Origin of the sequence: Streptomyces naganishii JCM 4654 (genome assembly GCF_014650575.1) — a bacterium.
Taxonomy (GTDB): Bacteria; Actinomycetota; Actinomycetes; order Streptomycetales; family Streptomycetaceae; genus Streptomyces; species Streptomyces naganishii.
This window is the reverse complement of sequence record NZ_BMVF01000012.1, coordinates 177,444-203,775: the sequence shown is the minus strand read 5'-3', so window position 1 is coordinate 203,775 and position 26,332 is coordinate 177,444. Positions and strand designations below refer to the sequence as shown.

At 72.5% G+C, this 26,332-nt stretch carries 27 protein-coding genes and 1 pseudogene; 21 read left to right on the top strand and 7 right to left on the bottom strand.

What is annotated here, in order from left to right; translation table 11 throughout:
* Positions 1-5: 5 nt before the first annotated feature.
* Positions 6-497, bottom strand: a complete 492-nt coding sequence (locus IE217_RS22610) for a MerR family transcriptional regulator (protein ID WP_190179736.1) — start codon at positions 495-497, stop codon at positions 6-8.
* Positions 498-603: 106 nt separating this feature from the next.
* Between IE217_RS22610 and IE217_RS22605 the strand changes: the two genes are divergently transcribed.
* The 4 genes from IE217_RS22605 to IE217_RS22590 are packed head-to-tail and all read left to right on the top strand — an operon-like array spanning position 604 to position 2,378.
* Positions 604-1,074 (top strand): GNAT family N-acetyltransferase, encoded by a 471-nt coding sequence (locus IE217_RS22605; RefSeq protein ID WP_190179735.1) that lies wholly within the window; start codon positions 604-606, stop codon positions 1,072-1,074.
* A gap of 18 nt (positions 1,075-1,092) precedes the next feature.
* On the top strand, positions 1,093-1,911 hold the full coding sequence (locus IE217_RS22600) for a serine hydrolase domain-containing protein (RefSeq protein WP_190179734.1): 819 nt from the start codon (positions 1,093-1,095) through the stop codon (positions 1,909-1,911).
* Positions 1,912-1,937: 26 nt separating this feature from the next.
* Entirely contained in the window at positions 1,938-2,069 is a 132-nt protein-coding gene (locus IE217_RS22595) for a DUF397 domain-containing protein (protein ID WP_190179733.1), read from the top strand.
* 57 nt (positions 2,070-2,126) lie between these two features.
* Positions 2,127-2,378, top strand: coding sequence for an HAD family hydrolase (locus IE217_RS22590; RefSeq protein WP_308432761.1), 252 nt, complete (start codon positions 2,127-2,129; stop codon positions 2,376-2,378).
* 50 nt (positions 2,379-2,428) lie between these two features.
* Here IE217_RS22590 and IE217_RS22585 read toward each other — a convergent pair whose 3' ends face one another.
* Positions 2,429-3,091, bottom strand: coding sequence for a pirin family protein (locus IE217_RS22585; protein ID WP_229865497.1), 663 nt, complete (start codon positions 3,089-3,091; stop codon positions 2,429-2,431).
* 93 nt (positions 3,092-3,184) lie between these two features.
* Between IE217_RS22585 and fasR the strand changes: the two genes are divergently transcribed.
* The 5 genes from fasR (at position 3,185) to IE217_RS22560 (ending at position 8,177) form a co-directional block, all read left to right on the top strand.
* Positions 3,185-4,390 carry a fatty acid biosynthesis transcriptional regulator FasR gene (gene fasR / locus IE217_RS22580; RefSeq protein ID WP_190179731.1) on the top strand — a complete coding sequence of 402 codons (1,206 nt, stop codon included), beginning with the start codon at positions 3,185-3,187 and terminating at the stop codon, positions 4,388-4,390.
* 89 nt (positions 4,391-4,479) lie between these two features.
* Entirely contained in the window at positions 4,480-5,397 is a 918-nt protein-coding gene (locus IE217_RS22575) for an ACP S-malonyltransferase (RefSeq protein WP_190179730.1), read from the top strand.
* Positions 5,398-5,418: 21 nt separating this feature from the next.
* Positions 5,419-6,450: a ketoacyl-ACP synthase III gene (locus IE217_RS22570; RefSeq protein WP_190179729.1), complete on the top strand. Its 1,032-nt coding sequence runs from the start codon at positions 5,419-5,421 to the stop codon at positions 6,448-6,450.
* Between the two features lie 100 nt (positions 6,451-6,550).
* Entirely contained in the window at positions 6,551-6,799 is a 249-nt protein-coding gene (locus IE217_RS22565) for an acyl carrier protein (RefSeq protein WP_003989952.1), read from the top strand.
* Between the two features lie 106 nt (positions 6,800-6,905).
* Positions 6,906-8,177: a beta-ketoacyl-[acyl-carrier-protein] synthase family protein gene (locus IE217_RS22560; protein WP_190179728.1), complete on the top strand. Its 1,272-nt coding sequence runs from the start codon at positions 6,906-6,908 to the stop codon at positions 8,175-8,177.
* Between the two features lie 75 nt (positions 8,178-8,252).
* Here the strand turns inward: IE217_RS22560 and IE217_RS22555 are convergent, their stop codons facing one another.
* Complete coding sequence (locus IE217_RS22555; RefSeq protein WP_189702805.1) at positions 8,253-8,747, bottom strand: DUF3145 domain-containing protein; 495 nt, start codon at positions 8,745-8,747, stop codon at positions 8,253-8,255.
* Positions 8,748-9,002: 255 nt separating this feature from the next.
* Here IE217_RS22555 and IE217_RS22550 point away from each other — a divergent pair, with 255 nt between their 5' ends.
* Both IE217_RS22550 and IE217_RS22545 read left to right on the top strand, forming a co-directional pair.
* Positions 9,003-9,902 (top strand): SGNH/GDSL hydrolase family protein, encoded by a 900-nt coding sequence (locus tag IE217_RS22550; RefSeq protein WP_190179727.1) that lies wholly within the window; start codon positions 9,003-9,005, stop codon positions 9,900-9,902.
* A gap of 27 nt (positions 9,903-9,929) precedes the next feature.
* On the top strand, positions 9,930-10,904 hold the full coding sequence (locus IE217_RS22545; RefSeq protein WP_190179726.1) for an aldose epimerase family protein: 975 nt from the start codon (positions 9,930-9,932) through the stop codon (positions 10,902-10,904).
* A 107-nt stretch (positions 10,905-11,011) separates the two neighbouring features.
* On the opposite strand, the gene IE217_RS22540 is transcribed toward IE217_RS22545, so the two are convergent.
* Positions 11,012-11,551 (bottom strand): hypothetical protein, encoded by a 540-nt coding sequence (locus IE217_RS22540; protein ID WP_190179725.1) that lies wholly within the window; start codon positions 11,549-11,551, stop codon positions 11,012-11,014.
* A gap of 572 nt (positions 11,552-12,123) precedes the next feature.
* On the opposite strand from IE217_RS22540, the gene IE217_RS22535 reads away from it, so the two are divergent.
* Positions 12,124-13,401: a pyroglutamyl-peptidase I gene (locus IE217_RS22535; RefSeq protein WP_190179724.1), complete on the top strand. Its 1,278-nt coding sequence runs from the start codon at positions 12,124-12,126 to the stop codon at positions 13,399-13,401.
* On the opposite strand, the gene IE217_RS22530 is transcribed toward IE217_RS22535, so the two are convergent.
* The gene (locus tag IE217_RS22530; RefSeq protein ID WP_190179723.1) at positions 13,346-14,161 is read right to left on the bottom strand and encodes an EI24 domain-containing protein; all 816 of its coding nucleotides are present in this window, start codon (positions 14,159-14,161) and stop codon (positions 13,346-13,348) included. The genes IE217_RS22535 and IE217_RS22530 overlap by 56 nt on opposite strands.
* Before the next feature lie 124 nt (positions 14,162-14,285).
* Here IE217_RS22530 and IE217_RS22525 point away from each other — a divergent pair, with 124 nt between their 5' ends.
* The gene (locus IE217_RS22525; protein ID WP_190179722.1) at positions 14,286-15,461 is read left to right on the top strand and encodes a serine hydrolase domain-containing protein; all 1,176 of its coding nucleotides are present in this window, start codon (positions 14,286-14,288) and stop codon (positions 15,459-15,461) included.
* A gap of 60 nt (positions 15,462-15,521) precedes the next feature.
* Here IE217_RS22525 and IE217_RS22520 read toward each other — a convergent pair whose 3' ends face one another.
* Positions 15,522-16,547: an NADP-dependent oxidoreductase gene (locus IE217_RS22520; protein WP_190179721.1), complete on the bottom strand. Its 1,026-nt coding sequence runs from the start codon at positions 16,545-16,547 to the stop codon at positions 15,522-15,524.
* Positions 16,548-16,656: 109 nt separating this feature from the next.
* On the opposite strand from IE217_RS22520, the gene IE217_RS22515 reads away from it, so the two are divergent.
* Positions 16,657-17,094 carry a MarR family winged helix-turn-helix transcriptional regulator gene (locus tag IE217_RS22515; RefSeq protein WP_190179720.1) on the top strand — a complete coding sequence of 146 codons (438 nt, stop codon included), beginning with the start codon at positions 16,657-16,659 and terminating at the stop codon, positions 17,092-17,094.
* Positions 17,095-17,164: 70 nt separating this feature from the next.
* On the top strand, positions 17,165-17,641 hold the full coding sequence (locus IE217_RS22510) for a hypothetical protein (protein WP_190179719.1): 477 nt from the start codon (positions 17,165-17,167) through the stop codon (positions 17,639-17,641).
* Positions 17,642-18,279: 638 nt separating this feature from the next.
* Here the strand turns inward: IE217_RS22510 and IE217_RS35545 are convergent.
* Positions 18,280-18,615: pseudogene (locus tag IE217_RS35545) on the bottom strand (SCO2400 family protein); the annotation flags it as partial.
* A 201-nt stretch (positions 18,616-18,816) separates the two neighbouring features.
* Here IE217_RS35545 and IE217_RS22505 point away from each other — a divergent pair.
* The 6 genes from IE217_RS22505 (at position 18,817) to mmsB (ending at position 26,292) form a co-directional block, all read left to right on the top strand.
* A complete protein-coding gene (locus IE217_RS22505; protein WP_190179718.1) occupies positions 18,817-19,980 on the top strand; it encodes a mandelate racemase/muconate lactonizing enzyme family protein in 1,164 nt (387 codons plus the stop codon).
* Entirely contained in the window at positions 19,977-21,002 is a 1,026-nt protein-coding gene (locus IE217_RS22500; RefSeq protein ID WP_190179717.1) for a zinc-dependent alcohol dehydrogenase, read from the top strand. Before IE217_RS22505 ends, IE217_RS22500 begins: the two co-directional genes overlap by 4 nt.
* A gap of 183 nt (positions 21,003-21,185) precedes the next feature.
* Entirely contained in the window at positions 21,186-22,154 is a 969-nt protein-coding gene (locus tag IE217_RS22495) for a glycosyltransferase family protein (protein WP_190179716.1), read from the top strand.
* A 197-nt stretch (positions 22,155-22,351) separates the two neighbouring features.
* A complete protein-coding gene (gene chvE / locus IE217_RS22490) occupies positions 22,352-23,458 on the top strand; it encodes a multiple monosaccharide ABC transporter substrate-binding protein (RefSeq protein ID WP_190179715.1) in 1,107 nt (368 codons plus the stop codon).
* Positions 23,459-23,500: 42 nt separating this feature from the next.
* Positions 23,501-25,051 carry a multiple monosaccharide ABC transporter ATP-binding protein gene (gene mmsA / locus IE217_RS22485; RefSeq protein ID WP_190179714.1) on the top strand — a complete coding sequence of 517 codons (1,551 nt, stop codon included), beginning with the start codon at positions 23,501-23,503 and terminating at the stop codon, positions 25,049-25,051.
* Entirely contained in the window at positions 25,048-26,292 is a 1,245-nt protein-coding gene (gene mmsB, locus IE217_RS22480; RefSeq protein WP_190179713.1) for a multiple monosaccharide ABC transporter permease, read from the top strand. Before mmsA ends, mmsB begins: the two co-directional genes overlap by 4 nt.
* Positions 26,293-26,332: the final 40 nt, after the last annotated feature.

Here is a 26,332-nt window from a genome sequence, read left to right as displayed (position 1 = left end):
GCGGGTCAGCGGGCGCGGCTCGTCTCGTACCGGCGGCCGGCGTTCGCGTAGATGCCGATCTTGTAGTCCAGGACGGCGAGGGTGTCCCGGAGCTCGTCGATGCGGGCCAGGACGTCCCGGCGGGTCGCCTCCAGCAGCTCGTACCGCTCGCCGTACGTGCTCTCGCCCGCGCGCACCAGCTCCGCGTACCGCACCATGTCGGCCACCGGCATGCCGGTCAGCCGGAGCTTGCCGACGAGGTCGAGCCAGTCCAGGTCGCGGTTGGTGTAGCGGCGCTGGCCGGTGTGCGAGCGGTCGACGTGGGCCATCAGCCCGATCCGCTCGTACCAGCGCAGCGTGTGCGCGGTGAGCCCGGTGAAGGCGACGACCTCGCTGATCGTGTAGCTGTCCTGCCCGTCGGGGCGCGGGTGGCGCCGCGGCGGGGCGGAGCAGATGTCGGTCGCGCCGGTCGCTTCGGTCTCCTCGGTGGCCACGGCCGTGGTCTGCGTCACCGTCATGGCCTTAACGCTATGGCCTTGGAGTGCACTCCAAGCAAGCGGAATCCGGTGAGCCGGTAAGAAAAACGCGCGACGCCGCCGGGGCGCGCTGGCTAGCCTGCGCGCCATGAGTCTCGTACGACGTGCCGTGCCCGAGGACGCCGGTGAGGTGCTGCGGCTTCGCCAGGTGATGATCGACTCGATGGCCACGGCCGACGGCTCCACGGACTGGCACGCGCGGTCCCTGCCGACGCTGCGGGCCAGGCTCGCCGAGGCCGACGGCACCTTCGCGGCGTTCGTCGTGGACCACCCGGAGCGGCCGGGGGCGCTGGCCGCGCTGGTGGCGGGCACGCTCGACTACCGCATCGGCCGGGCCGGCAACCCGCTGGGCACGGTCGGCTACGTCTTCAGCGTCGCCACCGACCCCGGCACCCGCCGGCGCGGGTACGCGCGCGCGTGCATGGACGCGCTGCTGGAGTGGTTCCGCGAGCGCGGCGCCGACCGCGTGCAGCTCACCACGTCCGCGCAGGGCCGGCCGCTCTACACCTCCCTGGGCTTCCGCCCCAAGCCCGACCCGTTGCTGGAGCTGTGGCTGTGACCGCTTAGGCTCGGTGCCATGTCGCTGCACAGCCTGGCCTCGATCGAGAACTGGCCCGTCCCCACCGCCGCGGCGGGCGTGGTCCGCGCGGACGGCACGGTACTGGGCACCCACGGCCCGGCCGGCCACCGCTTCCCGCTCGCCTCGGTCACCAAGCCGCTGGCGGCCTACGCGGTGCTCGTCGCCTACGAGGAGGGCGCGGTCGAGCTGGACGAGCCGGCCGGCCCGCCCGGCGCCACCGTCCGCCACCTGCTGGCCCACACCTCGGGCCTGGCCTTCGACGAGCACCGGGTGACGGCCCCGCCCGGCGAGCGCCGGCTGTACTCCAACGCCGGTTTCGAGGTCCTGGGCGACCATGTGGCCAAGGCCACGGACATCCCGTTCGCGCAGTACCTGCGCCAGGCGGTGCTGGAGCCGCTGGGCATGACGAGCACGTCCCTGGACGGCTCCCCCGCCAAGGACGGCGCCTCCACGGTCGAGGACCTCCTCCGCTTCGCCGCCGAGATCCAGGCGCCCCGCCTGCTGGACCCGCGCACGGTCGCCGAGGCGATGACGGTCCAGTACCCGGGCACGAAGGGCGTCCTGCCCGGCTACGGCCACCAGAACCCCAACGACTGGGGCCTCGGCTTCGAGATCCGCGACTCCAAGTCCCCCCACTGGACGGGCGCTTCCTCCTCCCCCCGCACCTTCGGCCACTTCGGCCAGTCCGGCACGTTCCTGTGGACCGACCCGGCCGCGGGCGCGGCCTGCGTCGCCCTGACGGACCGCGCCTTCGGCCCGTGGGCCGTCGAGGCGTGGCCGGCCTTCACGGACGCGGTACTGGCGGAAATCCGCTGACACCCCTGGCGGCAAGGAGGAACGCCATGCGGCCCCGCACAGCACTGAGGAACGTTGATTCCGGCGCCGTGCCGGTGCGCGACGGCAAGGACCCGGCCGGTCCCGTGGTCACGATCGGCGCGGGGGCCTTGCAGGCGTTCGTCGACGGCCTGCGGTAGTCGACGGGCCTGCTCGAACGGGATTCGCACTGTGACTGGGGGGCGTCGAGGCCCGACGTGAGGTTCTTCGAGCACGTCATCGAGGCGACGCCCGCCGAGCCGGGAGAGATCCTGTACGTCGGTGACCGGCTCGACAACGACATCCGCCCGGCCGTGCGGGCCGGGCTTCTGACCGCCCTGATCCGGCGCGGCCCCTGGGGCACGATCCAGCGGCGCGACCCGGACGCGGACGCGATCACGACGATGCGTATCGACTCGCTCGCGGAACTGGCGGAGAGGATCGCCGAGTTCAACGCTGAAGGGCGCTGAACGTCCGCGGGCTGAACCAGTCCGGCCACTCGGGGGTCGCGCCGGGTCGTTCAGGCCGCCGTCATCTCCCACACCAGGAGTTCCGCGGCCGTCACCGCCACCGCCTCCGCATCCTCGGTGTTCGTGAGGCGGGCCGCGTCGCCTGGGGTCAAGTGGGTTTCGGAGAGGGTGACTTCGCCGCGTACCACGTGGAGGTAGACGTGGGGCGCGTCCGGGATCGCGGTGCGTTCGCCGGGTGTCAGGCGGCGGACGTGGAGCATGGCGGCGGCCTCGGGGACGGCGTACGGGGTGGCGTCGGCGATGCCGTGGACGATCTCGTAGCGGGGGTCGCCGCCGGGCTGAAGGGGGGCCAGCCACATCTGGACGAACGTCAGGGGGGCGTCGGTGTCGTTGCGTTCGACGTGGCGGACGCCGGCCGCCGAGCTCAGGTGCTGCACGTCGCCGGGGCGGACGACCGTCTCGTGGCCGGCGGAGTCGCGGTGGGTCAGCTCGCCCTCGACGACCCAGGTGACGATCTCGGTGTGGCTGTGCGGGTGCTCGCCGAAGCCGGCGCCGGGGGCCAGGCGCTCCTCGTTGCAGGCGATCAGGGCGCCGAAGCGGAGGTTGCCGGGGTCGTAGTGCGGGCCGAAGGAGAAGGCGTGCCGGGTGGTGATCCCGGCGGCCGGGTCGCCGCCCTGGTAGCGCTCCGCCGCGCGCCGTACGTCCGTGGTCACACAGGACACCGTAGACCCCGGCGGGCGGGCCGCTGAGGCCCCACCTGTGACCCGGCGGCACGCACTGGAGTCCGGATAAGGCAGTCTTGTCCCGTGCCCGAACCCGAATCCCACACGTCCGAAGCCGCCGCTCGGCCCGCCCATCCGCACGCCGCGACCCTGAAACGGCTGGAGAAGTCCTCCGGGTCGCTGGCCGCCCAGGCCATCGCGCGGATGGACGAGACGCTGCCGTGGTACCGGGCCATGCCCCCGGAGAACCGTTCCTGGATCGGGCTCGTCGCCCAGGCGGGCATCGCCGCGTTCACCGAGTGGTTCCGGCACCCGGACGCCCCGCAGGCGATCTCCACCGACGTGTTCGGTACCGCACCGCGCGAGCTGACCCGGGCGATCACGCTGCGGCAGACCGTGGAGATGGTGCGCACCACGATCGAGGTCATGGAGTCCGCGATCGACGAGGTCGCGGCGCCGGGCGACGAGAGCGTGCTGCGCGAGGCGCTGCTGGTGTACGCCCGGGAGATCGCCTTCGCCACGGCGCAGGTCTACGCCCAGGCCGCCGAGGCACGCGGTGCCTGGGACGCGCGGCTGGAGTCGCTGGTGGTGAACGCCGTGCTCAGCGGGGAGGCCGACGAGGGCGCGGTGTCGCGGGCGGCGGCGCTCGGCTGGAACTCGCCGGAGCACGTGTGCGTGGTGCTCGGGACCGCGCCCGACGGTGACTCGGAGTTGACGGTGGAGGCGATCCGGCGGGCCGCCCGGCACGCCAAGCTCCAGGTGCTCACCGGGGTGCTCGGGGACCGGCTGGTGGTGATCGCGGGCGGCAGCGACAACCCGCTGGCGGTGGCCAAGTCGCTGATCGGGCCGTACGCGGCCGGGCCGGTGGTGGCCGGGCCCATCGTGCCGGACCTGCTGGCCGCGACCCGCTCCGCGCAGGCCGCCGCGGCCGGCCTGAAGGCGTGTTTCGCCTGGCAGGACGCCCCGCGACCGGTGCTGGCGGACGATCTGCTGCCGGAGCGCGCGATCGCCGGGGATCCGGGCGCGCGGGAGCAGTTGGTAGAGGAGATCTACAGACCGCTGGAGGAGGCCGGCTCCGCGCTCCTGGAAACCTTGAGTGTTTATCTGGAGCAGGCGAGCAGTCTGGAAGGCGCGGCCAGAATGCTCTTCGTTCACCCGAACACCGTGCGCTACCGGCTCCGACGTGTGACTGACGTCACCGGATGGTCGCCTTCCGATGTACGATCCGCGTTCACACTGAGGATCGCGCTGATCCTGGGGCGTCTGGCCGATGGAGATCCTCAGGCCTAGGCTTTTGTCGGGGGTCCACAAAACCCCTCCGTGTTCTTCGTCCCTGTCCCCACGGGCGGCCGTGCCCGTCCCCAAGAGAGAGTGTGAGAGTGCTCGTACTCGTCGCTCCCGGCCAGGGCGCCCAGACGCCCGGCTTCCTGACTCCCTGGCTCGAACTGCCCGGTGCCGCCGACCGCGTGGCGGCCTGGTCGGACGCCATCGGCCTGGACCTCGTCCACTTCGGGACGCAGGCCGACGCGGACGCGATCCGCGACACGGCCGTGGCCCAGCCGCTGCTCGTCGCCGCCGGGATCCTGTCGGCGTCGGCGCTCGGTGACGTGGCACCCGGTGCCGTGGCGGGCCACAGCGTGGGTGAGATCACCGCGGCCGCCTTCGCGGGCGTGCTGGACGACACCGCCGCCCTGACCCTGGTCCGCAGGCGGGGCCTGGCGATGGCCGAGGCCGCCGCGATCACCGAGACCGGCATGTCGGCGCTGCTCGGCGGCGACCCGGAGGTGTCCGTCGAGCACCTGCGCAAGCTGGGCCTGACCCCGGCGAACGTCAACGGCGCGGGCCAGATCGTGGCCGCCGGCACCATGGCGCAGCTCGCCGCGCTGAACGAGGACAAGCCCGAGGGCGTGCGCAAGGTGGTGCCGCTGAAGGTGGCGGGCGCCTTCCACACCCACCACATGGCCCCCGCGGTCGACAAGCTGGCCGAGGCCGCCAAGGCGCTCCAGCCGTCCGACCCGAAGGTCACCTACGTCTCCAACAAGGACGGCCGGGCGGTGCACAGCGGCGCCGAGGTCGTCGAGCGGCTGGTGGGCCAGGTGGCCAACCCGGTCCGCTGGGACCTGTGCATGGAGACCTTCAAGGAGCTCGGCGTGACCGCGCTCCTCGAGGTGTGCCCCGGCGGCACGCTCACCGGACTCGCCAAGCGCGCGCTGCCCGGTGTGAAGACGCTGGCGCTGAAGACCCCCGACGACCTCGACGCGGCCCGCGAGCTCATCGCCGACCACGCGAACGCCTGACGCCCGAAGGAGCCGACGATCATGTCGAAGATCAAGCCCAGCAAGGGCGCCCCGTACGCGCGCATCCTCGGTGTGGGCGGCTACCGCCCCACGCGGGTGGTGCCCAACGAGGTGATCCTCGAGAAGATCGACTCGTCCGACGAGTGGATCCGGTCGCGCTCCGGCATCGAGACCCGGCACTGGGCGTCGCCGGAGGAGACCGTGGCGGCGATGTCCGTGGAGGCCTCCGGCAAGGCGATCGCGGACGCCGGCATCGACGCCGGGCAGATCGGCGCGGTGGTCGTCTCGACCGTGTCGCACTTCAGCCAGACCCCGGCGGTGGCGACCGAGATCGCCGACAGGCTGGGCACGAACAAGGCGGCCGCCTTCGACATCTCGGCGGGCTGCGCCGGCTTCGGCTACGGGCTGACCCTCGCCAAGGGCATGATCGTCGAGGGCTCCGCGGAGTACGTGCTGGTCATCGGCGTGGAGCGGCTGAGCGACCTGACCGACCTGGAGGACCGGGCCACGGCCTTCCTGTTCGGCGACGGCGCCGGCGCGGTCGTGGTCGGCCCCTCGCAGGAGCCGGCGATCGGCCCCACGGTGTGGGGCTCGGAGGGCGACAAGGCCCAGACGATCAAGCAGACCGTGTCGTGGGACCGCTTCCGGACCGGCGACCTTTCGGAGCTGCCCCTGGACAGCGCGGGCAACGTGAAGTTCCCCGCGATCACGCAGGAGGGCCAGGCGGTCTTCCGCTGGGCCGTGTTCGAGATGGCGAAGGTCGCCCAGCAGGCGCTGGACGCGGCCGGGATCAGCCCGGGCGACCTGGACGTCTTCATCCCGCACCAGGCCAACGTGCGGATCATCGACTCGATGGTGAAGACGCTGAAACTGCCGGAGCACGTCACGGTCGCCCGTGACATCCGCACCACCGGCAACACCTCGGCCGCCTCGATCCCGCTCGCGATGGAGCGGCTCCTGGCGACCGGCGAGGCGAAGAGCGGCGACACCGCGCTCGTCATCGGCTTCGGGGCGGGTCTCGTGTACGCCGCGACGGTCGTTACCCTCCCCTAGGCACTCCGTGCCGGATCATGCATCCGGTACGGGAACGCAACACCTGCCGCTGCCGCGGCGGGCGCCACACCCTCTGGAACACCAACGAAGGAGCGCCGACATGGCCGCCACTCAGGAAGAGATCGTCGCCGGTCTCGCCGAGATCGTGAACGAGATCGCCGGGATCCCGGTCGAGGACGTCCAGCTGGACAAGTCCTTCACCGACGACCTGGACGTCGACTCGCTGTCCATGGTCGAGGTCGTCGTCGCCGCCGAAGAGCGCTTCGACGTCAAGATCCCCGACGAGGACGTCAAGAACCTCAAGACGGTCGGCGACGCGACCGACTACATCCTCAAGCACCAGGGCTGATCCACCGATCACCGTCTTGGGCTGACTGCCCCGCCACCCGGCGGTGGCGCCGTTCCCCGCTCGGGCGGGGATGGTCCTCCTCGTAACCGTTGGAGAAAGAATTCCCGTGAGCTCGACCAATCGCACCGTGGTCGTCACCGGTATCGGCGCAACCACACCGCTGGGTGGCGACGCAGCCTCTACCTGGGAGGGTCTGGTCGCCGGCAAGTCCGGTGTCAGGGCCCTGGAGCAGGACTGGGCGGCCGAGCAGGCCGTCCGCATCGCGGCCCCGGTCGCCGTGGAGCCGACCGAGACCATCCCGCGGCCGCAGGCCCGCCGCCTGGACCGCTCGGCGCAGTTCGCGCTGATCGCAGCCCAGGAGGCCTGGAAGGACGCCGGTTTCACCGCCAAGGCCGGTGAGGACGGCGCCGTCGACCCCGACCGGCTCGGCGCGGTCATCGCCTCCGGCATCGGCGGTGTGACGACCCTGCTGGACCAGTACGACGTGCTGAAGGACAAGGGCGTACGCCGTGTCTCCCCGCACACCGTCCCCATGCTGATGCCGAACGGCCCCTCGGCCAACGTGGGCCTGCTCGTGGGCGCCCGTGCGGGCGTGCACACGCCGGTCTCCGCGTGCGCCTCGGGCGCCGAGGCCATCGGCTACGCCATCGAGATGATCCGCACCGGCCGCGCCGACGTGGTCGTCGCCGGCGGCACGGAGGCGGCGATCCACCCGCTGCCGATCGCCGCGTTCGGCAACATGATGGCGATGTCGAAGAACAACGAGAACCCCGCGGGCGCCTCACGGCCCTACGACGTCGACCGGGACGGCTTCGTCCTCGGCGAGGGCGCGGGCGTGCTCGTGCTGGAGTCCGCCGAGCACGCCGCCAAGCGCGGCGCCCGCGTCTACGCGGAGGCCGTCGGCCAGGGCATCTCCGCCGACGCCCACGACATCGTGCAGCCGGAGCCCGAGGGCCGCGGCATCTCGCACGCGCTGCAGAACCTGCTGGAGCGCACCGACCTGGACCCGGCCGAGATCGTGCACGTCAACGCGCACGCCACCTCCACGCCGGCCGGTGACGTGGCGGAGCTGAAGGCGCTGCGCAAGGTCTTCGGCGACGACGCCGACCACATGGCGGTCTCGGCGACCAAGTCGATGACGGGTCACCTGCTCGGCGGCGCCGGCGGTGTGGAGTCGGTGGCGACCGTGCTGGCCCTGTACCACCGGTTGGCCCCGCCGACCATCAACGTCGAGAACATCGACCCCGAGGCCGAGGCGAACGCGGACGTGGTGCGCGGCGAGGCCCGCAAGCTGCCCGTGGAGGGCCGTATCGCGGCTCTCAACGACTCGTTCGGGTTCGGCGGGCACAACGTGGTGCTGGCCTTCCGCACGATCTGAGTTCCTCGCACACGGCGCCGGCCCGGACCCCTCGTGGGGTCCGGGCCGGCGCCGTCGGTGTGTCCCGGGCGGTTCTCAGACCACCTGGTGCAGCCAGCGGACGGGGGCGCCCTCGCCGGCGTAGCGGAAGGGCTCCAGCTCGTCGTCCCAGGGCTTGCCGAGGAGGCGGGCGATCTCCGCCTCCAGGTCCGTCTCGTCGCGCTGGGAGCGGGTCAGGGCGGCGCGCAGGCGGTCCTCGGGGATGAGGATGTCGCCGTGGATGCCGGTGACGGCGTGGAAGATGCCGAGGTCGGGGGTGCAGCTGTAGCGCTCGCCCTCGGCGGCGGCGCTGGGCTCGGCGGTGACCTCGAAGCGCAGCAGGTGCCAGCCGCGCAGCGCGGAGGCGAGCTTGGAGGCGGTGCCGGCCTCGCCCTGCCAGGAGAACTCCGAGCGCCAGGTGCCGGGCGCGGCGGGCTGGCGGATCCAGTCCAGGCCGACGCGCGTGCCGAGCACCCCGGCGACGGCCCACTCGACGTGCGGGCACAGCGCGCGCGGCGCGGAGTGCACGTACAGAACTCCACGTGTCGTCACCGGGACCTCCGGGCAGAGCGGTACATGGTGCGGGCGGGCGGACGGAAGTGGCGCGGCCGCCACGTTGATGGCGAGGCTACCGTGCGACGGCGCAAGGAGTGTGACGTACCGTCCGTCCCGGTGTAAGGAAACGCCTCCCATTCACCCGGTGGGACGCTTGTACGGGTGCCGGGAGGGCCATCGAGTGGGGGCGGGAACTCCCGCGCGTTCTCATGGAGGGGGGTACCGCACGACGACCGAGGGGAACACCAGGGGATGCGGAAGCGAAGTCACCGCAACCGGGCCGCCGGCGCCGTGGCGGTGGCGGCCGTTCTGGCCGTCGCCGGCTGCGACGCCGCCGGCGACAGCACGTCGGGCGCGCGGGATCCGGGCCAGAGAGCGGGCCGCCCGTCCGCGTCGGCCGCGCCGGTGTGGGACCGCAGCCCGGACTCGATCGCCGCGGTCGGGGACTCCATCACCCGCGGCTTCGACGCGTGTGCGGTGCTGTCGGACTGCCCGGAGGTGTCGTGGGCGACCGGCAGCGACGCCGCCGTGAACTCCCTGGCGGTACGGCTGCTCGGGGTGACCGGGGCGGCGCAGCGCAGCTGGAACTACGCGGTGACGGGCGCCCGGATGGCCGATCTGACCGGACAGGTGACGCAGGCGGTGCTGCGCAAGCCGCAGTTGGTGACGGTGATGGCGGGCGCCAACGACGCCTGCCGGGCCACGGCGGGCGCGATGACGTCGGTGGCGGACTTCCGCGCGCAGTTCCAGGAGGCGATGGAAACACTGCGTCAGGCGCTGCCCAAGACCCAGGTGTACGTCGCGAGTGTGCCGAACCTGAAGCGGCTGTGGTCGCAGGGGCGGGGCGACCCGCTGGGCAGGCAGATCTGGAAGCTGGGCATCTGCCCCTCGATGCTGGGCGACGCCGACGCGCTGGACTCCGCGGCGGTCCGGCGGCGCGACACGGTGCAGAAGCGGGTGGAGGCGTACAACGAGGTGCTGGCTCAGGTGTGCGCCAAGGACCGCCGCTGCCGCTTCGACCACAACGCGGTATTCGACTACCGCTTCGGCACGGAGCAGCTCAGTCACTGGGACTGGTTCCACCCCAGCCGCAACGGCCAGGCCCGCCTCGCCGAGATCGCCTACCGCACGGTGACCGCGAAGAACCCGTGAGCCGGGCCGTCCCCTAGGGTTTCCCACATGAGCGAACTTTTCGGCACACTTTCCGACGGAACCCCGGTCCACCGCTGGACGCTGGAGCGCGGTGGGGTGCGGGTGCGGGTGCTGACGTACGGCGGGATCGTGCAGTCGGCCGAGGTGCCGGACCGCGAGGGGCGCACGGCGGACGTGGTGCTGGGCTTCCCGGACCTGGACGGCTACCTGGCCCACCCCGAGCCGTTCCTCGGCGCGCTGATCGGGCGCTACGCCAACCGGATCGCGGGCGGCCGCTTCCCGCTGGACGGGCGGACGTACGCCCTGGAGCGCAACGAGGGGCGCAACTCGCTGCACGGCGGCAACCGCGGCTTCGACAAGCGGGTGTGGGACGCCGTGCCCGTCGAGCACGGGGTGCGGCTGACGCGGGTCAGCCCGCACGGCGAGGAGGGCTTCCCGGGCCGGCTGGAGGTCTCGGCGACCTACCGCCTGGAGGAGTCGGGCGCCCTGCGCATCGCCTACGAGGCGACGACCGACGCGCCCACCGTGATCAACCTGACCAATCACTCGTACTGGAACCTGGGCGGGTCGGGGAGCGCGCGCGGGCACGAGCTGCGGCTGGCCGCCTCGCGCTACACCCCGGTGGACGCGGACCTCATCCCGACCGGGGTCCTGGAGGACGTGTCCGGGACGCGCTTCGACTTCCGGCAGGGCCGCCGGACGGGCTCGGGCTACGACCACAACTTCGTGCTCGACAAGGGCGTGACCCAGGCCGCCGAGGAGGTCGCCGAGCTGCGCGATCCGGTCTCGGGGCGGGTCCTCACGGTGGCCACGACCGAGCCGGGCCTGCAGTTCTACACCGCCGATCACCTCGGTGAGCCCTTCTCGCCCGGTGACGCCGTCGCGCTGGAGACCCAGCACTTCCCGGACTCCCCCAACCACCCCGCCTTCCCGGCCACCGAGCTGCGGCCGGGCGAGGTGTTCCGCTCGGAGACCGTGTACGGCTTCTCGGTACGGGGCTGAGACGTGCGAAGGCCTCCGTGCGGGTGAGGACCGGTGTCCTCAGCCGCACGGAGGCCTCCGCGGCGGGGGTGCCGGCCGTGAGCGCGGGTGCGCTCACGGCCGACCTGTCACTCAGGCCCCGGCGCCGGCGCCGGCTCCGGCACCAGCCCCGGCCCCTGCACCAGCACCGGCACCCGCGCCCGCACCAGCACCCGCCCCGGCACCCGCGCCCGCACCAGCGCCCGCACCCGCGCCCGCACCAGCGCCCGCACCAGCGCCCGCACCGGCCCCGGCACCCGCACCGGCGCCCGCACCAGCACCCGCACCGGCCCCGGCACCCGCACCAGCACCAGCACCAGCACCAGCACCCGCGCCCGCCCCAGCCCCGGCACCCGCACCAGCACCGGCCCCAGCGCCCGCACCAGCACCAGCGCCCGCACCAGCCCCAGCCCCGGCACCCGCACCGGCACCAGCACCAGCACCCGCGCCCGCCCCAGCCCCGGCACCCGCACCAGCACCGGCACCCGCACCAGCACCGGCCCCAGCGCCCGCACCAGCACCAGCGCCCGCACCAGCCCCAGCGCCCGCACCAGCCCCAGCCCCGGCACCAGCCCCGGCACCAGCCCCGGCACCAGCCCCGGCGCCCGCACCATTACCCCCCTGCACATTGCCCAGGCCGTGGCCGTGGTGGGTGGGCATGTGGTGGGCGGTCTGGGGGGCTGCCATGGGGGCGGCGAAGGCGCTGGTGGGCAGGAGGACCGCGCCGCCGGCGAGGGTGGTGGCGGTGGCCAGCATGGTCAGGCGGCGCTTGAAGGAAGAACGGTTGGCAGCAGTCATGGGAATCGCCTCCGGTCGGTAGTGGCTCGCACCGTGGTGCGGTTCGTCCCGAGCCGTTCTCGGGATCTGGCTACAACTGAACCGTCGGCGGTCCCACCCGGTCATGACCCACGAATTCGGGGCTTGACAAAGAGGACGGAATACCGCAAAGTCCCGCGACGCGACAAGCCCCGGCCCAGGGTCAGGTCCCGGGCCGGGGCTGCTCGTGGGGAGGGTCGTCCCGTCCCAGACGTTAATCGGCGCGGGCATCCGGTGCCCGGCGTTCGAGCGGACCGCGGGCAACCTCGTACGAACCCTTCACAAACGACCCCTGCCCCATGGCGTACGTCACTTCCGTCACGCGATACTGCGCGCGTCCCGGCACCACGCTTCCCCCCACGGCGACGGAAGGACCTGAACTCCCTTGACTTCCCTGCGTGTTCGGATCGCAGCGGTGGGGCTGGCCCTGGTGGCCGGCCTGTGCGCCGCCCCCGTCACGGCGGCGACCGCGACGACGGCCGGCCCGGCCCCCGCCCCCGCTCCCCCGCCCACCGTCGAGGAGCAGCGCCTCGACCAGCCGGTCCCCCAGGAGATACTCCGCCGCTCCGGGTTCGACGCCGTGCCCGCCGGCTTCCGCCGGGCGCTGAGCGACGCCCGCTCCTACGCGCAGGCCCGGCGCGTCGTCGTACGGCAGGGCACCGCGCTGTGGCGGCGGGCGGTGGACCGTGCCCAGGGGCGCGGTCCGGCGGGCGGCGACCTCAGCCGCGACGACGACCGGCCGCTGTACTGGGCGCGCCTGGGCATGACCCGGCAGGTGCGCACCTGGCAGCCGCCGTTCGCGCTCAGCGAGGGTCAACGGGCCGCGCTCCTCGATGAGTTGGAGCGCACCTCGCGCGGCGCCACCGACCTCGGCCGCCCGCGGGCGCCTCGCGCGCCGAGGCTCGTCCTGCTCACCGGGTTCGACCCGTTCACGCTGGACCGGGACATCCGGATCTCCAACCCCTCCGGGGCCGCGGCCCTGGCGCTCGACGGCACGGTGATCCGGACTCCGCGGGGTCCCGCGCGCGTGGAGACCGTCGTCTTCCCGGTCCGCTGGGGGGACTTCGCCCGGGGGACGGTGGAGCGCACGCTGCGGCCGTACCTGCCCGCCGCCGCCCTCTTCACCACCGTGAGCCAGGGCCGCGTGGGCCGCTTCGACGTGGAGCGCACCAACGGCGCCTGGCGCGGCGGCTTCCCGGACAACGACCGGGTGAGCAGCACCGGGACCGTCCCGGTGACCGACCCGGCCTCCCAGCCGCAGTGGACGACGACGACCCTGCCGTACGGGGACATCGTGACCGCCGGCACCGGCCGGTTCCCCGTCTTCGACCACACGGAGGTGACCGAGATCCCGGCGGGCGGCACCGCCCCGGTCGTACGGCCGGACGGCCCGACCCCGGGCTCCACGGCCCGGGCGGGCTCCGGCGGCGACTACCTGTCGAACGAGATCGCCTACCGGGCGACCCTGCTGCGCGACCGCCTGGGCCTGCACGACGTGCTCCCGGGCGGCCATGTGCACACTCCGGTGCTGGAGTTCGGGCCCGGCAACACCGATCCGGCGACGGGCACGGTCACCGATCCGGGCTTCGTGCGCAACCGGCTGGACATCATCGCGCAGGTGCGGGCGATTCTGACGGTGGCGGTGACTGCGGCGGCGAGGTGAGCGCGCCCTCGTCGGTGTCCTCGCCGAGCAGGTCGCGGGCGAGCAGGGTGGCGCCCGCGACCGCGCCCGGCATGAGGAACACGGCGACGAAGGGCACCAGGAAGGCCAGGGCGAGCGGGGTGCCGAAGCCCCAGACCAGCATCCGGCGCGAGCGCAGCAGGGCCAGCCGCTCGCGCAGTTCCACGCCCCGGCGCTGGAGGGCGACCGCGGTCAGCTCCTCGGTGAGGAAGAAGCCGGTGACGAAGAGGCCGATCACCGGTACGGCGGTCTGCCCGACGAACGGCAGGAAGCCGAGGGCGAACAGCAGCACGCCCCACACCGCGGCCCGCACGAGGACGCGCAGGCTGTCGCGGGCGGAGATCCACAGCTCGCGCCAGGGCGGCAGCCCGGACACGGGCGCGGTGCCGTCCGGGGAGACGTCCCGGTCGACCCGCTCGGAGAGGCTCTCGTAGAACGGCTGGCCGATCAGCAGGGTGACCGCGGTGAAGGTGATGACGGCGAGCAGCAGGCCGAGGGCGAACAGCACGGCGGTGAGGAAGCCGCGGAAGAGGCCGGCCCAGGGACTGTCCCAGCCGTCCGCGAAGGGGGTGGCCCAGGTGACGGCGTCCTCGCCCCACAGGGCGAGCGAGGTGAGGGCCGCCGCGTACAGGACGAGTGCGATGAGGCCGGGGAGCAGGCCGAAGCCGTAGGACCTGCCGTGCCGGGCCATCCAGCGCTGGCCCTTCAGCAGCTGACCGAAACCCGCCCCGAGATCACGCATGGTCACACTTTACCGAGGGTTTCGCGCCACGGTTCGGGCCGGGCGTTGAGTCGAACGGGCCGGGCCCGCCGTACCGATCCACGCAAGTCCCACCAGTGGTCAGCGGTCAGGTCGAGGAGAGCGCATGAGCCAGACCCAGGAGATCCACGGCACCGTCGCCGACGGCTACGAGCCGGTGCGGGAGGAGTTCGCCGCGTTCGTGGCGGCCCAGCGGCCCGACTACGAGGGCCAGTTGTGCGCCTACGTGCACGGGCGGCCGGTGGTCGACCTGTGGGCGGGGGCCGGCCGGGACGCGTTGTACGCGGCGTACTCCTCCACCAAGGGGGCCGCGTACCTCGTGGTCGCGCTGCTCGTGCAGGACGGCACGCTCGAGCTGGACCGCAAGGTGACGTACTACTGGCCGGAGTTCGCCGCCGAGGGCAAGGGCTCGCTGACACTGCGCGAGCTGCTGGCGCAGCGGGCGGGGGTGGTCGGCACGGACACCGGGTTCACGGCGGCGGAGCTGGCCGACGACCGGGTGATCGCCGAGCGCCTGGCCGACCAGCGGCCGTTCTGGCGCCCGGGGACGGCCTTCGGCTACCACGCCCTGGTCATCGGCGCGCTCGCCGGCGAGATCGTACGGCGGGCGACCGGCCGGACGATCCAGGAGCTGCACGAGGAGCGCGTCCGCGTCCCCTACGGCCTGGACTTCTTCCTGGGGCTGCCCGCCGCCCTGGAGCCCCGTTTCCGCAGCGTGCGGCCGATGGCGCCGACGCCCACGCAGCGGGCGCTGCTGGAGGAGCCGCCGGGCGGGCCGCACTCGCTGCCGTCGGTCGCCTTCAACCGGCAGGGCGCCGAGCCGACCGGCCTGGAGAGCCTGCCGAACGAGCGGGCGGTCCGGGCCGGGGGGCCGGCCTCGGTGGGCGGGGTGGCCTCCGCGCGCGGGCTCGCGGGCCTGTACGCGGCGGCGATCAGCGAGGTGGACGGCAAGGCGCCGCTGCTGAAGCCGGACACGGTCGCGGAGTTCGGGCAGTTGCACTCCGTGGGGTACGACGTGGTGGCGCGCGGCCACCGGTCGTACGGCCTCGGCTTCCAGGCCACCGCGGACACCTGGCACCCGTTCCTGGGCGCGGGCGCGATCGGCCACAGCGGCGAGGCCGGGTCGCAGGCCTTCGCCGACCCGGCCACGGGCCTCGCCTACGGCTACACCAGGCGCCGCTTCGCCTTCCCGGGCGGGGCGGCCCCGGCCTTCCCGGGCGGGGCCGCCACGGAGAACGACCGGCTGGCCCGGGCCGTCCACGAGGCGGCCCTGGGCGGCTGACGGGGCCGGGGCGGGGGGCGCCGGCCCGGTGCGGGCGCCGGCCCGGTGCGGGGGCCGGCGTCAGCCCAGCTTGACGATCATCTTGCCGGTGTTGTCGCCGCGCAGCACTCCGAGGAACGCCTCCAGGGTGTTCTCGACGCCCTCGACGACGGTCTCGCGGTACTTCAGGCGGCCCTCGCGGACCCAGGGGCCGACCTCCCGCACGAACTGGGGCTGAAGGTCGTAGTGGTCGCCGACCAGGAAGCCCTCGATGCGGCCGCGGGTCTGGATCAGGCGGGCGAGGTTGCGCGGGCCGGGGGCGGGCTCGGTGTTGTTGTAGACCGAGATCATGCCGCAGACCGCGATGCGGCCGCCCTGGTTCAGGGAGCCGATGGCGGCCTCGAGGTGGTCGCCGCCGACGTTGTCGAAGTAGACGTCGATGCCGTCGGGGGCGGCGGCGCGCAGCTGCTCGGAGACCGGGCCGTTCTTGTAGTTGAAGGCCGCGTCGAAGCCGTACTCGTCGACGAGCAGCTTGACCTTCTCGTCGGAGCCGGCCGAGCCGATGACGCGTGAGGCGCCCTTGAGCCTGGCGATCTGGCCGACCTGGCTGCCCACCGCGCCGGCGGCGCCGGAGACGAAGACGGCGTCGCCCTCCTTGAAGGAGGCGGTGCGCAGCAGGCCCGCGTAGGCGGTGAGGCCGGTCATGCCGAGTACGCCGAGGTACGCCGACAGGGGGGCGGCGTCGGGATCGACCTTGACGGCCTGGGCGGCGTCGACGGCGGCGTACTCGCGCCAGCCGCCGAAGTGCAGCACGTGGTCGCCGACCGCGACGCCCTCGGCGTTCGAGGCGACGACCTGGCCCACGGCGCCGCCCTGCATGGGCTTGTTCAGCTCGTAGGGCGCCGCGTACGACTTCGCCGCGCTCATCCTTCCGCGCATGTACGGGTCGACGGAGAGGTACTCATTGCGTACGAGGACCTGGCCCTCGGCCGGCTGCGGGAGCGCGGCCTCGACCAGGGCGAAGTCCTCCGGCTTCGGCCAGCCCACCGGCCGGCTGAGCAGGTGCCATTCGCGGCTCGTGGCAGGGAGGGTGGGGGTGTCGGACATGGTGGTGCCTCTCTTCGGGTGTACCGCCGCACGGAGCAAATACTTCAGTACCTGAAACAACATGCGCCTGAATATTTCAGGATGTCAAGTAAAGGGGTACCCTGGACCCATGGCCACCGCACCCAACATCCGCCGTCCGGACGCACTGACCCTCGAGGTCGTCGAGCTGATCGGGGACGTCGTGGCCCGGTTCTACGAGGACTACGAGGAGGCCGCCGGGGAGCACGCGCTGACCGGCGCGCAGGCGCGGCTGCTGAGCATGCTGTCGCTGGAGCCGCTGCCGATGCGGAAGCTGGCGCAGAAGCTGAAGTGCGAGCCGTCGAACGTGACGGGAATCGTGGACCGGCTGGAGGCGCGCGGGCTGGTGGAGCGGCGCCCCGACCCGGCCGACCGGCGCGTGAAGCTGGCGGCGGCCACGGAGGAGGGCAGCCGCGTGGCCCGGGAACTCAGGGACGGCCTCCGCTTCGCCCGCGAGCCCCTGGCCGGCCTGACCGACGAGGAACGCCTGTCGCTGCGGGACCTGCTGCGGCGCATGCTGACCACGTAGTCCCGGGGGCCCGCGTGCGCGGGTCCGCGCCGCCCGCGGGGCGGGTCACGTGCACCACCACAGGAACTGTTTGCAGGTCCGGGTGGGCTTCGGGGCCGGGGTCTGGTTCGGTGAGCTGGGCCCTGTACTCGGGGTGGGTGTCGGGCGGGACCCCGCCGGGGCCGTGGGGGACGAGCCGCCGCCGGTGCCCGTGACGGCGCCCCCGCTCGCCGGGGCCGACGGCCCGGGTGAGCTCGACCCGCTCTTGCCCGGCTCGGGCTTCCTGCCCTTCGCGGAGGCGGAGGGGGACGCGGACTTCGAGGCGTTCGGGGCGCCCGCCGTACCGCCGCCGGAGGCGCCGCCCACCGGCCGCGCGGTCCCGCCCTCCCCCGTCCCCGGGGATGCCGTCGCGGCGCCGTCCGCGGCCGCGCCGGCCTCGGCCGACCGCGGGCTGGAGAAGCCGGGCAGGCCCGGGGCGTCCACGCCCAGCTCGGCCAGGCTCAGCCCACCCGCCGCCAGCGCGAACCCCGCGGTGATCAGCAGCGTGCGGCGTCTGCGCCTGCGATGAGCCGCCGCCTTCCGATCCCGCCGACTCGCACCGGCCGCGCCCCGCCCCGACCCCGCGGCGCCCGCGTGATCCACGGCGTCCGCATGGTCCACGGCGTCCGCATGGCCCGCGGCGACCTCGTTGCCCGCGGGACGCCCGGGGCCCGCGGGACCGCCGTAGCCCTCGGCGCCCTCAGGATCCGCAGGGCCGCCGTAGCCCCCGGCGTCCGCAGAACCCGTGAAACCCTCGGCACCGGCAGGACCTGCGGGACCGCCGTAGCCCCCGGCACCCGCAGGATGCGCGGCACCCGCGTGGCCCGCGGCGACCTCGTTGCCCGCGGGACGCCCGGGGCCCGCGGGACCGCCGTAGCCCCCGGCATCCGCAGAGCCGCCGTAGTCCCCGGCACCCGCAGGATCCGTGGGACCGGCGTAGCCCCCGGCACCTGCGGGACCGGTGAAACCGTCGGCGCCCGCCGGACCCACGGGACCGCCGTAGCCCCCGGCACCCGCGTGGCCCACGGGACCGCCGTAGCCCCCGGCATCCGCGTGGCCCACCGAACCCGCGTGGTGCGCGCCCGCGGTGTGGGGAGGGCCGGTGGCGTGCGAAGGGGGCACGGCGTGGGGAGTGCCCTCCGCGCCGGCCCCCCGGCGTCGTTCCGCGCGGGTCGGCGACGTCCGGTGCGCGTCAGCGCCGCCGCGCCCGGCCTCCGCCTCCGTGGCCTCGCCCCCGGCCCAGAACTCGGCCCCGGCCCGGGCCACGGCCCCCGTTCCGGCCCAGTCGCCGCCCCAGGCCCCGGCCTCGACTCCGGCCTCGGGCCCGCCCCATGCCCCGGCCTCGGCTCCGCCCCCGTAGCCGAAGTTCCCGCCCGGCGCACCCGCTTGGGCCGAGGCGTGTGCCCCCTCGGTGGGAAGGGACCGGGCTTCGGCCGGTGTTCCGCAGCCTGGGCAGACCAGGGCGCCGTTGAGGTGGCGGCGGCACGGGTGGCAGTAGTTCATGACGCCGGAAGAGTAAGTTCCGCGCGTACGGCGTTCCTAGGGCCCCCTGTGGAGATTCTGTGGGGGACCGGAAGAGTTCTCGAAAGCCTTGCCGAAACCGTTACCTGTTCGCCCCATTGACACCCCCCGCGCCCCATCCTTAATGTCACGCCAGCATTTCGAACGTGTGACGAAATATCGAACAGCTGAGGGGCAACTGCCGTGCGCATCACCGGAATCAGCACGCACGTGGTCGGTACGCCGTGGCGCAACCTGACCTACGTCCAGGTGCACACCGACGAGGGCATCACGGGAGTCGGCGAGACCCGGATGCTGGGCCACACCGACGCTCTGATCGGCTACCTCCGGGAGGCCGAGGCCAACCACATTCTCGGATCCGACCCGTTCGCCGTCGAGGACCTGGTCCGCCGGATGAAGTACGGCGACTACGGCCGCGCGGGTGAGATCGTGATGTCCGGCATCGCGGTCGTGGAGATGGCCTGCTGGGACATCAAGGGCAAGGCCCTCGGCGTCCCGGTCTGGCAGCTGCTCGGCGGGAAGGTGACCGACAAGGTCAAGGCGTACGCCAACGGCTGGTACACCACCGAGCGGACCCCGGAGGCCTACCACAAGGCCGCCCAGGGGGTCGTGGAGCGCGGCTACCGCGCGCTGAAGATCGACCCGTTCGGCACCGGGCACTTCGAACTCGACCACGAGCAGACCCTGTACGCCGTCTCGCTCATCGAGGCCGTACGGGACGCGATCGGACCGGACGCGGAGCTGATGCTGGAGATGCACGGCCGCTTCTCCCCCGCCACCGCCGTGCGGCTGGCCAGGGAGATGGCGCCGTTCAAGCCGGCCTGGCTGGAGGAGCCGTGCCCGCCGGAGAACCTCAAGGCGCTGCGGAAGGTCGCCGCCAAGGTGGACATCCCGGTCGCCACCGGCGAGCGCGTCCACGACCGGATCGAGTTCCGCGAGCTGTTCGAGGACCAGTCCGTCGACATCATCCAGCCGGACGTCGGCCACATCGGCGGCATCTGGGAGACCCGCAAGCTCGCCGCGACGGCCGAGACCCACTACATGCTCGTCGCCCCGCACAACGTCGGCGGCTCCGTGCTCACCGCCGCCTCCCTCCAGGTCGGCTTCACCTCCCCCAACTTCAAGATCCTGGAGCACTTCAACGACTTCGCGGACGCGGAGATCAAGAAGGTGGTCAAGGGCGCCCCCGCGGTGGACCCGGAGGACGGCTGCTTCCACCTCTCCGACGCGCCCGGCCTCGGCGTGGAGCTGGACACCGACGCGGCGGCCGAATTCCCGCAGCAGCGGGCCCACTTCGACCTGTGGGCCGAGGGCTGGGAGAAGCGCGCCCCCAAGGACGCCCGGTGAGCCGCGAACCGGCCGGGGCCGGCACCGCCGTCGTCGTCGACGCCCCCGGCGCGCACCGGCTCGTGCCGCACACCCCGCGCGAGCCCGGTCCCGGCGAGGCGCTGGTCGCCGTGCACGCGGCCGGCATCTGCGGCAGCGACCGCGAGGTGTACCAGGGCAACCGGCCCGAGGGGTACGTCCGTTACCCGCTCACGCCCGGCCACGAGTGGTCGGGGACGGTGCTGCGGGTGGGCCCCGGGGTGCCCGGGGGCCTCGCCGGCCGCAAGGTGGTGGGCGAGGGCTTCCGCAACTGCCAGGTGTGCGACCGCTGCCACGCGGGCGAGACAACCCTGTGCAGCGCGGGCTACGAGGAGACGGGCTTCACCCAGCCGGGCGCGATGGCCGGCACCCTCACGCTCCCGGCCCGGCTGCTGCACGTACTGCCGGACGACGCCGACCTCACCGCCGCCGCCCTGCTGGAGCCCGCCGCCTGCGTCGCGGCCGCAGCGCTGAAGGCGCAGGCCCGGCCGGGTGAGCGGGTCGCCGTGGTCGGCACGGGCACGCTCGGGATGTTCGCCGTGCAGTTCCTGCGGGCGAACTCCCCGGCCGAGCTGCTGGTGGTGGGCACCCGCGACGACCGCGAGGAGCTGTCCCGGCGCTTCGGCGCCACGGACTTCCGCACCAAGGACCAGGACCTCCCCGGCGGCTTCGACGTGGTGATCGAGACCGCCGGTTCGGCGGACGCGGCCCGTACCGCGGCCGGGCTGCTCCGGCGCGGCGGGCGGCTGGTCCTCACCGGCATCCCGGCACCGGGCGCCGAGGGCCTGGACCCGACCGACCTCGTCGTACGGCAGCTTGAGGTGCACACCGTCTTCGGGGCGCCGCCGGACGCCTGGGCGCACACGGTGCGGGTGTTCGCGACGGGGCTGCTCGATCCGCTGCCGCTGGTCACCCACGAGCTGCCGCTCACCGACTTCCCACGCGCCATCGACCTGGCCGGGTCCGGCGACCCGAAGGTGGGCAAGGTGCTGCTCCGGCCCTGACCTTGCGCCGGACCACGCGCCGGGCGCGGTGCGACCCGACGGCGCCGCGTCCGGCGCACCGCCCGGCCCTCTCCGCACACGCGCGGCCCTCTCCACACCGCCCGCCCTTCTCCGTACCCAAAGGCACGAACCTCGTTCGAGATGTCGAACGCGTACGACCACAAGCGACACTAAGGACACCCCGTGACCGACGCTTCCGCCACGGCAGCCCGCAGGCCCGGTGAGCAGGCGCTCACCACCCTCGGCCTGGGCGCACCGGCCCCCGACCCCGCCGACGCCTCGCCGCACTCCTTCCCGGGCGGCGGCCGCTGGCGCACCGAACTCCCCTCGTGCGAGGGGCCCGAGGCGCTGGCCGTGGTGCTCAAGGAGTCCGCACGGCTCGACGTGCCGATCCACCGGATCAGTCAGGGCAGCGGCGTGTGGATGCTGACCGACGACGAGATCACCGAGATGGTGGACGCCACGGCCGAACAGGACATCGAGCTCTGCCTGTTCACCGGCCCGCGCGGCACCTGGGACATCGGCGGCTCGGTCCGCTCCGACTCGCGCGGTGCGGGGCTGCGGGCCCGCGGCCACGACGCGGTCGCCGGGTGCGTCGAGGACGCCGTACGGGCCACCGAACTGGGCGTGAAATGCCTGCTGGTGGCCGACGAGGGCGTGCTGTGGACGCTGCACCGGGCGCGCACGGCGGGCATCCTGCCGGCCGACACCACGCTGAAGGTGTCCGCGCTGATCGGCCCGGTCAACCCGGCCGCGTTCGCCGTCTTCGAGCGCCTGGGCGCGGACTCCATCAACGTCCCCAGCGACCTGACGCTCGCTCACCTCACCGAGATACGGCGGGTGTCGGCGGCGCCGATGGACATGTACATCGAGGCGCCCGACGACCTCGGCGGCTATGTGCGGATGTACGAGGTGGCCGAGCTGATCCGGCGCGGCGCCCCGCTCTACCTGAAGTTCGGCCTGTCCAAGGCGCCCGGAATCTATCCGTACGGGCACCAGTTGCGCGAGGTCGCGCTGGCCACCGCCCGTGAGCGGGTGCGCCGCGGCCGGCTCGCGCTGGACCTGCTGGAGCGCCACGGAGCGGCCGCCGGCATGGCCCCGCTGGGCTCCCGGCTGCCGGGCGCACTGAGCCGGTTCGAAACACCGGCATAACGTTACGGAAACTGCGCTTCACAGAAGCCCACACAGCCGCGCACAATCCCACACAACCGTTCTCGGTCGACCACTCGGCTCCACCGGCCCCACCGCGCAGCGCGACCGGCACCACCGGCACCACGGCACACCACGGCACCACCCCGCTCCACCGCTACCGCCCGGACCGACCCCGCACTCACCAAGGGATGACGACCATGCACAACCGCAGAGCCGCACTCGCCGCCATGGCGACCACCGCCTCCCTCGCCCTCGCCCTGACCGCCTGCGGCCAGAACGGCTCGGGCGGCAGCAAGGAGGACAAGGGCAGCGCCAAGGGCGGCACCATCGGCATCGCGATGCCGACCAAGTCCTCCGAGCGCTGGATAGCCGACGGCAACAACGTCGTGAAGAACCTCAAGGCCAAGGGCTACAAGACCAAGCTGGTCTACGGCGAGGACGACCCCGACACCCAGGTCTCGCAGATCGAGAACCTGATCACCCAGGGCGTCAAGGGCCTCATCGTCGCGGCCATCGACAACAAGTCCCTGAACAACGTGCTCCAGGAGGCCGCGGACGCGCACATCCCGGTCATCGCCTACGACCGGCTGATCCTCGGCACGAAGAACGTCGACTACTACGCCTCCTTCGACAACACCAAGGTCGGCGAGCTCCAGGCCAACTACATCGTCGACAAGCTCGGCCTGAAGAACGGCAAGGGCCCCTTCAACATCGAGCTGTTCGCCGGCTCCAACGACGACAACAACACCAAGTACTTCTTCGGCGGCGCGATGAGCGTCCTCAAGCCGTACATCGACAGCAAGAAGCTGGTCGTGCGCTCCGGGCAGACCGCGCTCAACCAGGTCACCACGCTGCGCTGGGACGGCGCCACGGCGCAGAAGCGCATGGACGACATCCTGACCTCCTCCTACAAGAGCCAGCGGGTCGACGCGGTCCTCTCCCCGTACGACGGCATCTCCATCGGTGTGCTCTCCTCGCTGAAGTCGGACGGCTACGGCTCCAAGAGCAAGCCGCTGCCGGTCATCACCGGCCAGGACGCTGAGCTGGCCTCGGTGAAGTCGATCATCGCCGGCGAGCAGACGCAGACCGTCTACAAGGACACCCGCAAGCTCGCCGAGGTCGCCTCGACGATGGTCGACGACGTGCTCAACGGCAAGAAGCCGCAGGTCAACGACACCAAGACGTACGACAACGGCTCCAAGGTCGTGCCGGCCTACCTGCTCCAGCCGGTGAGCGTGGACAAGTCCAACTACGAGGACGTCCTGGTCAAGGGCGGCTACTACACCGACGCCCAGCTCAAGTAACGGCCCGCTCCCACCGACCGCACACGACTGGAAGGCACGACCATGGCGGGACCCGTCCTGGAAATGCGCTCGATCGTCAAGACCTTTCCCGGTGTCAAGGCGCTGTCGGACGTCACCCTGACGGTCCGTCAGGGCGAGGTCCACGCCATCTGCGGCGAGAACGGCGCCGGAAAGTCCACCTTGATGAAGGTGCTCTCCGGCGTCCATCCGCACGGCACCTACGAGGGCGAGATCCTCTTCGAGGGGGAGATCTGCCGCTTCAAGGACATCCGGGCCAGCGAGCAGCGCGGCATCGTCATCATCCACCAGGAACTGGCGCTGGTGCCGTTCCTGTCCATCGCCGAGAACATCTTCCTCGGCAACGAGCACGCCCGGCGCGGCTTCATCAACTGGAACGACACCCTCAAGCACGCCACCGAACTGCTGCGCCGGGTCGGTCTCGGCGAGCACCCCGAGACCCGGGTCGCCGACATCGGCGTCGGCAAGCAGCAGTTGGTGGAGATCGCCAAGGCGCTGTCGAAGTCCGTGAAGCTGCTGATCCTGGACGAGCCGACCGCGGCCCTCAACGACGAGGACAGCGGCAAGCTCCTGGACCTGATCCTGGAGCTGAAGAAGCAGGGCATCACCTCGATCATCATCTCCCACAAGCTCAACGAGATCCGCAGGGTCGCCGACTCGGTGACGATCCTGCGCGACGGCCGCACCATCGAGACGCTCGACGTGAAGGCGCCGGAGACGACCGAGGAGCGGATCATCTCCGGCATGGTGGGCCGCGACCTCGACCACCGCTTCCCCGAGCGCACCCCGCACCAGGCGGAGGAGGGCGCGGCCCCGGCGCTGGAGATCCGGGGCTGGACCGTGTTCCACCCGATCGACCAGCAGCGCAAGGTCGTCGACGACGTGTCGATCGAGGTGCGGCGCGGGGAGATCGTCGGCATCGCGGGCCTGATGGGCGCCGGCCGCACCGAGCTCGCCATGAACGTCTTCGGCCGCACCTACGGCCGGTACGCGGCGGGCACGGTCCTCAAGGACGGCCGGGAGATCCGCACCAGGACCGTCGCACAGGCGGTCGGGCACGGCATCGCCTACGTCACCGAGGACCGCAAGCACTACGGGCTCAACCTCATCGACACCATCAACCGCAACATCTCGCTGACCGCGCTGAAGAAGGTCGCGAGGCGGGGCGTGGTGGACGAGCACGAGGAGCGGCAGGTCGCCGAGGGCTTCCGCAAGTCCATGAACATCAAGGCGCCGACCGTGTTCGAGCCGGTGGGCAAGCTGTCCGGCGGCAACCAGCAGAAGGTCGTCCTGAGCAAGTGGATCTTCTCGGGTCCCGACGTGCTGATCCTGGACGAGCCCACGCGGGGCATCGACGTGGGCGCCAAGTACGAGATCTACACCGTCATCGACCAGCTGGCCGCCCAGGGCAAGGCGGTCGTCTTCATCTCCTCCGAGCTGCCCGAACTGCTCGGCATGTGCGACCGCATCTACACCATGGCCGCCGGGCGGCTGACCGGGGAGGTGCCGCGGGCCGAGGCCACGCAGGAAGTGCTGATGCGTCAGATGACCAAGGACAAAGAGGTAACCCGATGAGCACGGATGTGACCGCCAAGACCCCGGCCCCCGCGCCGCCGGGCGGGGGCGGACCGGCCGCCGGCGACGGCCTGCTCCGGTTGGTGCTGAGCGGCCTGCGGCGCAACATGCGCCAGTACGGCATGCTGATCGCGCTCGGCCTGATCGTGATCCTCTTCGAGATCTGGACCGGCGGGGACCTGCTGCTGCCGCGCAACGTCTCCAACCTGGTGCTCCAGAACAGCTACATCCTGATCCTCGCGATCGGCATGATGCTGGTGATCATCGCGGGCCACATCGACCTGTCGGTCGGCTCGCTCACCGCGTTCGTCGGCGCCTTCGCGGCGGTGCTGACGGTCAGTCACCACATCGCGTGGCCGGTGGCGGTGGTGCTGTGCCTGCTGGTGGGCGCGGTCGCCGGGTCCGTACAGGGATTCCTGATCGCGTATCTCGGGATACCGTCGTTCATCGTCACCCTCGCCGGGATGCTGCTCTTCCGCGGCCTGACGGAGATCCTGCTCAAGGGGCAGACCCTCGGCCCGTTCCCGGACGGGCTGCAGAAGATGGGCAACGGCTTCCTGCCGGAGGTCGGCCCGAACACCAACTACCACAACCTCACCCTGCTCCTCGGCATCGTCCTGATCGCCGCGGTGGTGTGGCAGGAGGCGCGCGACCGGCGCCGGCAGCAGGAGTTCTCCCTGGACGTGCTGCCCGCGCGGCTGTTCGCGCTGAAGCTGGTCGCCCTCGTCGCCGCGATCCTGGTGCTCACCCTGCTGCTCGCCAGCTACAAGGGCGCCCCGGTCATCCTGATCGTGCTGGCCGCGCTGGTGGTGGGCTACGGCTACGTGATGCGCAACGCCGTCTTCGGCCGCCACATCTACGCGATCGGCGGCAACCTGCCGGCCGCGAAGCTGTCCGGTGTGAAGGACAAGCGCGTCACCTTCCAGGTGTTCCTGAACATGGGCGTGCTCGCGGCCCTGGCGGGTCTGGTGGTCGCCGCCCGCCTGAACGCGGCCTCGCCGAAGGCGGGCGTGAACTTCGAACTCGAGGCGATCGCCTCCTCGTTCATCGGCGGCGCGTCCATGAGCGGCGGTGTCGGCACCGTCCTCGGCGCGATCATCGGTGGTCTCGTGCTCGGTGTGCTGAACAACGGCATGAACCTCCTGAGCGTCGGCACCGACTGGCAGCAGGTCATCAAGGGCCTGGCCCTGCTGGTGGCGGTCGGGTTCGACGTGTGGAACAAGCGCAAGTCCGGTTCGTGAGCAAGGAAGGCCCCCACCGGCCGGTGGGGGCCTTCGACTT